This is a genomic window from Polaromonas sp. P3_C2, assembly GCF_056402675.1.
Genome location: NZ_JBFUGX010000181.1, coordinates 1 through 7,020 on the forward strand (window position 1 = coordinate 1; position 7,020 = coordinate 7,020).

5 protein-coding genes and 2 pseudogenes are annotated in these 7,020 nt (G+C 63.6%); 3 read left to right on the plus strand and 4 right to left on the minus strand.

The window, feature by feature from the left end; all coding sequences use genetic code 11:
- The coding region (locus AC1DWI_RS09715) for an MOFRL family protein (RefSeq protein ID WP_477724747.1) at positions 1 to 469 on the plus strand (469 nt) is incomplete at its 5' end.
- A gap of 62 nt (positions 470 to 531) precedes the next feature.
- Here AC1DWI_RS09715 and AC1DWI_RS09720 read toward each other — a convergent pair.
- From AC1DWI_RS09720 to AC1DWI_RS09730, 3 genes are all read right to left on the minus strand, one after another.
- Positions 532 to 2,049: an amidase gene (locus AC1DWI_RS09720; protein WP_477668141.1), complete on the minus strand. Its 1,518-nt coding sequence runs from the start codon at positions 2,047 to 2,049 to the stop codon at positions 532 to 534.
- A gap of 13 nt (positions 2,050 to 2,062) precedes the next feature.
- Positions 2,063 to 3,061, minus strand: coding sequence for a Bug family tripartite tricarboxylate transporter substrate binding protein (locus AC1DWI_RS09725; RefSeq protein WP_477668140.1), 999 nt, complete (start codon positions 3,059 to 3,061; stop codon positions 2,063 to 2,065).
- Positions 3,062 to 3,125: 64 nt separating this feature from the next.
- Positions 3,126 to 4,259, minus strand: coding sequence for an NAD(P)/FAD-dependent oxidoreductase (locus AC1DWI_RS09730; protein ID WP_477668139.1), 1,134 nt, complete (start codon positions 4,257 to 4,259; stop codon positions 3,126 to 3,128).
- 75 nt (positions 4,260 to 4,334) lie between these two features.
- Here AC1DWI_RS09730 and AC1DWI_RS09735 point away from each other — a divergent pair, with 75 nt between their 5' ends.
- Positions 4,335 to 4,946 (plus strand): helix-turn-helix domain-containing protein, encoded by a 612-nt coding sequence (locus AC1DWI_RS09735; RefSeq protein ID WP_477668138.1) that lies wholly within the window; start codon positions 4,335 to 4,337, stop codon positions 4,944 to 4,946.
- Between the two features lie 103 nt (positions 4,947 to 5,049).
- Here the strand turns inward: AC1DWI_RS09735 and rtcR are convergent.
- A pseudogene (gene rtcR / locus AC1DWI_RS09740) lies at positions 5,050 to 6,579 on the minus strand (RNA repair transcriptional activator RtcR); the annotation flags it as partial.
- A 199-nt stretch (positions 6,580 to 6,778) separates the two neighbouring features.
- On the opposite strand from rtcR, the pseudogene AC1DWI_RS09745 reads away from it, so the two are divergent.
- Positions 6,779 to 7,020, plus strand: a pseudogene (locus AC1DWI_RS09745) (RNA-binding protein); the annotation flags it as partial.

Sequence of the window (7,020 nt, forward strand, 5' to 3'; positions counted from 1 at the left end):
GGCGCACATCCTGAGCGACGAGATGGAAGGTGAATCCCGCGAGGTCGGCAAGGTGCATGCGGCGCTTGCCCGTGCCGTGGCATTGAAGGGGCAGCCCTTCAGCAAGCCCTGCGTGATCCTGAGCGGCGGGGAAACCACAGTGACCGTCCGCAAGCAAGCAGAAGGCACACCCCGCGGCCGCGGAGGCCGTGCCGGCGAATTCTGCATGGGCCTGGCCTTGGCCCTGCAGGGCCAGCCGGGTGTGTATGCGCTGGCAGCTGACACCGACGGCATTGATGGCGTGGAGGACAACGCGGGTGCCTATGTGGCGCCCGACACGCTGCAGTGCGCACTGGCCAAAGGCATGAAGCTGGACCAGTACCTGGACCGCAACGACGCCTACGGCTACTTCGAGCCGCTGGGTGGCCTGGTCATTCCCGGGCCCACACATACCAACGTCAATGACTTCCGGGCGCTATTGATTTTGTAGCTACTTGCGCAGGTTCTGCCTGCGTTTCGGGCCTGTTTGGTAAATAAAACAGGGAAAAAACCTCACACGGCCGTCAAACCACCCGTGCCGGGCGCCGCGCTGATCTCGGGCGGATGCGTGACGATGGATTTGAGTTCCGGCCGTGCCGTCTGCAAAGTTTGCAAATCGGGTTGCGGCCTGCGCAAGGTATCGCTGGCTTCAAAGACCTGTTCCAGCGCCTGGCATGCGGCCAGCAGTTGCGCATCGGCGTGCAGCCGTCCAATCACCTGCAGCCCGAAAGGCATGCCGTGTTCGTCCTTGCCGCAGGGCAACGCCAGCGCCGGGTTGGTGGCCAGGGTCACCACATAGGTCAGGCCCAGCCAGTGGTAGTAGTTGCGCATGGCCTGGCCGTCGATGTTGCCGGCATACAGCTCTGTCCAGGGGAAGGGCGTGACCGGCGTGACGGGCGCCAGGATGATGTCGTACTGCTCGAAAGCTTTGGCAAAGCGGCGCGAAATGCGTGTTTGTTCCAGGTGCGCCCAGGCGCGGTCCGCCAGGGTGATGGCGGCTGCGATTTCCATGTTGGCGCGTACATTCGGGCCCAGCGTTTCGGGCGCGTTGCGGTAGGTGTCAGCGAATGCCGCGACAAAACTTTCTGCGCGCAGCGTGTCAAAGGCGCGGTCGGCATCGCCCAGCTCAAGGTCTATCGGCTCGCAGCTCGCTACCAGCGGCCGGATGGCTTCCACGCGCTGGCGGAACACGCGCCGGATTTCCGGGTCCACGATGCACATGCCAAAGTCTTCCGTGGTGCCCACACGCAAGGTGGAAAGGTCCACCTGCTTCAAGGGCCAGAATGTGGAGGCATCCACCGGGTAGGAAAGCGGGTCGCGTGGGTTCGCGCCTACGCTGGCGGCAAACAGCAGCGCCGTATCGGCCACGTTGCGCCCCATGGGGCCGAGTACGGAGATGACGGACCAGCCCAGTGGCCGGGCATCGTTGGCCACCAGTCCGGGCGAAGGCCGCAGGCCGACCACGCCGCAGAGCGAAGCCGGGATACGCAGCGAGCCGCCGGTGTCGGAGCCGGTGCAGATCGGCAGCATGCCGGCTGCCAGCGCCGCCGCCGAGCCGCCGGAAGAACCGCCGGCGTTGAGCGTGGGGTTGAACGGGTTGCCCGTCGCGCCCCACACCGGGTTGCGTGAGTTGGCGCCGGCACCCATGTCGGGCACGTTGGTCTTGGCCGTGACGATGGCGCCCGCCGCGCGCAGTTTGGCCACCAGCGCGTTGTCTTTGGCCGGCACGTTGCCGCGAAGTCCTATGTTGCCGTAGGTGGTGAGCAGGCCCGCGGTGTCCTGCAGATCCTTCACCCCCAGCGGCAGTCCGTGCAAAGGGCCCAGCGGTGCGCCGCGCATCACTTGCGCTTCGGCTTCGCGTGCACCCTCGCGCGCACGCGTGAAGTCGGTCGCGCAGATCGCGTTGATGGCGGGGTTGAGGCGTTCGATGCGGTCTATGCAGGCGTCCATCAGCTCCACCGGCGATACCTCGCGGCTGGCGATCAGGCTGCGGAGTTCGACGGCGGAGATGTCTGGAAGAGTGGATCGCATATGAGTGTCTTGTTCAGTCGGTTTTTATTTGAGAGCGTTCGGCCAGCGCCTTCATGCGCGCGATCTCGGCCGTCACCAAGCCGGACCAGTCGGGAACCGCGGTATAGCCGGGTTCGAAGCCAGCGGCCTTGAGCTTGTCCAGTGTTTCGGGATTGGCCATCACCGTCGCCAAAGCTTTTTCCAGCCGTGCCTTGACGGGCACCGGCAAGCCCTTGGGCGCCACCACGGCCAGCCAGGCGTTCATGTCGACGGCCGGGTAGCCGGCCTCGGCCATGGTCGGCACATTGGGCAGCAGGGCCGAGCGCTTGTTCATGGCCACGGCCAGCACGCGGATCTTGCCGGACTTGAGTTGCTGCGATGCAGCGACCACGGTGTCGAAAGACACCGGGATCTGGCCGCCGATCAGATCGGTCATCAGGGGGCCGGAGCCCTTGTAGGGCACATGCGTCATCTTCAGGCCCGTGGCCGTATTGAACATCGCGCCGGCGAAGTTGGAGCTGGTGCCATTGCCGAAGCTGCCGTACAGGTATTTGTCCGGATTGGCCTTGGCCGCCGCGACGAACTGGTGCACGTCGGTGGCCGTGACCGACGGATTCACCAGCATGGCCAGCGCCACCGAGCCCACCATGCCTATCGCGTCAAAGCCCCTGGCCGGGTCATAAGACAGCTTGGGTTGCAGCGCGGGGTTCAGCGTGAAGGTGGAGTTGGAGCTCACGAGCAGGGTATAGCCGTCGGGCTTGGCGTTGGCCACTGCGGCGGCGCCTATGGCGGTGCCGGCGCCCGGCTTGTTTTCAACCACCACGGGTTGGCCCAATTGGTCACCCAGGGCCTTGCCCAGGATACGCGCCAGCACGTCGGCCGCACCGCCGGCAGGGAAGGGCGCGACCAGCGTCACCGGGCGGTCAGGAAAATCGGCCGCATGGGCGGGTCCAACCATGGCGGCAAGCCCGCAGGAAAAGAAGGCGCTGGCGATCAGCGTGCGGCGCATTGCTTTGAAAGACATGTGGTGCATGGTAGGCCTCGTTGAAAATTTGATCAATCGGAAAGGAGTGATTCGAAGGGGGTTGGCTCAAGGTTTAACGCAACCGGGCAGGAGACAGCCTGGACGCATCAACGCCTTGCAGGGCCAATTCTTCAGGCAGCGCAGCCTGGCGGATCAGTGCATCGGCCAGCGCACTTGCACCTGCCGCGCTCTGGATGCCGTAGCCGCCCTGCGCCGCGAGCCAGAAAAAGCCGGGGCAGGCGTTGTCATGGCCAATCACCATTTCCCCGTCGGGTACAAAAGAGCGCAGGCCGGCCCATGTACTGGAAGGGCGGCGGATCGTCAGTGTCGACACACTTTCGATCTGGTGGATACCCATGGCAATGTCCAGCTCTTCAGGAACCACGTCGTGCGGAACCGTCGGATCCGCATTGGCGGGTGAGCCCAGCAGCTGCCCGGCATCGGGCTTGAAGTAGTAGCTTTCATCCACACCCACCACGGCGGGCCAGTGTGAGGCGTCCATGCCCTCGGGCGCCTTGAAGGTAAAGGCGCTGCGCCGGTGCGGCACCAGGCCGATGGGCTGCGCGCCAAACATGGCGGCCAGCTCGTCAGCCCAGGCGCCTGCGGCATTCACCACGGTTTTGGCGCGCAGCGTCTCGCCATCGCTGAATTGCAGGGTCCAGCGCTGGCCGTCGTGGGTGGCCTGTGTCAGGGTGGCGGCGGTGCGCAGCTCCCCGTCGGCACCGGCCTTCTGGCGAAAGCCGCGCAGAAAGCCCTGGTGCAATGCATGCACATCCATGTCCTGCGCACCTGCGTCGTACAGCGCGCCGTGCACCACATCGGGCCGCAGGCAGGGCACATGGGCCAGCGTGGTGCCGGCGTCCAGCGTCACCAGGCCGGGGCAGCTTGCGGACAGTTCCTGGCGCGTGTGCGCCAGTTCTTCTTCCTGGCCGTGCGTGGCGAGGTAAAGCACGCCCCGGGGCTGTATCAGCGCCGGGTGAAACCCTTCCGGCGGCCGTTCGTAAAACCCGCGGCTCGCACGCGTCAGCGCCCGCACCGTGGGCGGGCCGTAGGTTTCCATGAACATGGCCGCCGACCGGCCGGTGGAGTGAAACCCCGGCTGGGATTCACGTTCGACGAGCGCAACGCTGCGTTGCCCGGCCAGGCGCCAGGCCAAAGATGCGCCCGCAATGCCGGCGCCGAAGATAAGGATGTCAAATTCTCTCATTTGAGAATTCTCACATGCGAGAATCATGCCTGTCCAGCCCATTTACCGGGATTTTTCGAAAAAAGGGAAAACACCATGCCTGCACGCCCCGCCCGCAACCCTGCCGCCGCCCCCGAGGCGGACCGGGTGCGGCTCGGCCTGAGCCTGCGCGGGCACCGCAAGGCGCGGCGGCTGACGCTCAAGGACCTGTCCGGCCGTTCCGGCGTGGCACTGTCCACGCTGTCCAAGATGGAGCTGGGCCAGATTTCGGTCAGCTATGAAAAGCTGGCCGCCGTAGCGCGGGCGCTATCGCTGGACGTGGGGCAGCTGCTGGACGCGCGAGCCGCGGCGCCGGCCCCTGGCGCTGCAAAGCCGGTGGTGGTCTGGTCCGAAGCAGGCGGTGCGCCGGCCTACAGCTCGGGCAACTATGACTACGGCGCGCTGGCCGCCGGCTTTCCGGGCAAGCGCATGACGCCGATGCACGGCCGCATCGTGGCGCGCAGCCGCAGCCAGTTCCCCGACTTTATCCGCCACGCAGGGCAGGAGTTCGTGATCGTTCTGTCGGGCCGGGTGCGCATCGAGTTCGAGACCGGCGAAATCATCGAAGTGGCGCGCCATGAGTCGGCCTATTTCGACAGCGGCGTGGGCCACATCTACCTTTCGCTGGGCCGCAGCGACGCGCAGGTGCTGGTGGTGATGAGCGAATAGGGCTGCGTGGCCTTGTGTTTCGGGTTTGTACCCGGGTTCAGGTCGACAGCTTCTCCCAGGTCAGGTCAAATTTCAGCAGATATTTGCGCAGCCTGTCCGCATCATTCACTACGCTGCGCTGGGTGCGCGATACATTGAAGAGCGCCCGCCCGGCGTCGCTGAGGGAGGCGCTTTTGCGGCAGACCTCAATCACGGCCTGAAGCTGTAGCTGTTCAAAATAATCGAGTGTGTCCGCGGCGCCTCCCATTAATTCGGCGAGTGAGGCAGCGCCGCCGCTAGCTTCCCGTTCTGTGGCCTGCCATTGCCAGCGTAGCCGCGCGATCTCGGCCTCCACCAGGCTTGCGCCGATGCGGCCGTTGTCACCCAGCGTGGCAAGGCGGGTGATGGATGCGCTCAAGTCGCGAAAATTGCCAGCCCAGATGGCCTCGCCCGATTGTGCAAATCGCAGGTAGGCTGCGCGGGCTTCAGCGGTCATGCGGGTTTTCCTGCCCAGATCCTCGGATGCGAGCGTGAGCTGGTGGTCCATGTTGGGCTCGATATCCTCCCGGCGCTGGCTGAGGCCGGGCAGGGTGTAAGTCCACAGATTGATACGCGCAAAAAGGTCCTCGCGGAAGCGCCCGCGGGCGACTTCCAGACGCAAGTCCTTGTTGGTACCGGCGATCAGCTGGAAGCTGCTTTCGACTTCTTTGTCGGCACCTACGGGCAGGAAGCGTTTTTCTTCCACGGCCTTGAGCAGCATGGCCTGCTCGTCCAGGCCCAGCTCGCCAATCTCGTCGAGAAACAGCACGCCCTTGTCGGCGGTGCGCAGCAAGCCGGGACGGTCATTGGCCGCACCGGTGAACGCCCCCTTCTTGTGGCCGAACAGCGTGGAGCCCGCACCGTCGCCGTGCAGCGTCGCGCAGTTCACGTCGACAAAGCTGCCGCTGACCTGGTGGCGCGACTTTTTGAGCTCGAAGATTCGCCGCGCCAGCATCGACTTGCCCGCACCCGTGGGCCCCGTCAGCAGGATGGGCGCCTTGCTCTGGACGGCGATGTGTTCGATTTCCTCAATCAACTTGTTGAAGCGGGGGTTGCGTGTGGCGATGCCGCTTTTGAGAAAGGACACTGCATCTTGTTGCGCCACCGCAAGCCGCGTGTTGATCGCGTCATACCGCGAAAGGTCCAGGTCAATCAGTTCATAACTGCCCACGCCCTGGCCTTGCCGGCCCCTGGGCGGCGCCGTCTGCAACAGAACGCCGGGAATGAAGCGCGCCTCGACCAGCAGGAACAGGCAGATCTGCGCCACATGGGTGCCGGTGGTGATGTGCGCCCAGTACTCTTCGCGCTCAGTGTCGAAAGCGTAGGCGCGCATCCAGTCATACAGCGCGCCGTAGACCTCGCCGAAATCCCAGGGATTGGCCAGGTTCATCTCGACCAGGCGAACCTCGGTGCCGGGCGAGAGCTGAACCACGTCTTCGCGCACCCTTTCGGCCAGCGCTTTGTTGCGCACGTCGTGCATCAGCTCCAGCCGGTCGACGATCAGGTCTTCATGCTGTGCGATTGAAACTGTCGGCCGCCATTTCTCCCAACGCGAAGCACTCAGGCCCGAATCCAGCTGGGTACCCAGGAACCCCATCACCACTTTCTTCTTCATATTTCTAATGTACTAGCTTTAAAGCTAAGAACTCAAGAAGTATAAGTTTAAAAAAACTGGTGAATTTTTGATTAATTGAAAAATTATCAAATGAAATCAATTGCTTAGAGAAATTGGTGATCTCTTTTAAAGAGTTGGCACGCCACCTGCAATGTATATCCCGTCACCACAACGGTGAATGCAAACAAGGACTAGGAACATGGCAAACACACAACTATTTCAAAGCAGCAAAGGCAGTTTCCTGCCAGCTGCCACCATCGCCAACGAGGCTGGTGGTGTCGCTTATGCCTTGGCACCCCGGCATGCTTTGGTGCAATTGGMCGTCACCGGTTGCCTGAACAATGTTTACTACGCAGGCGCTGCCGAGCAATTGGACAAAGTGCTGGAACTGGCTGCGCAGGTTGATGCGGGCTTCGTGGCCAAAACTGCCATCTATGCCCG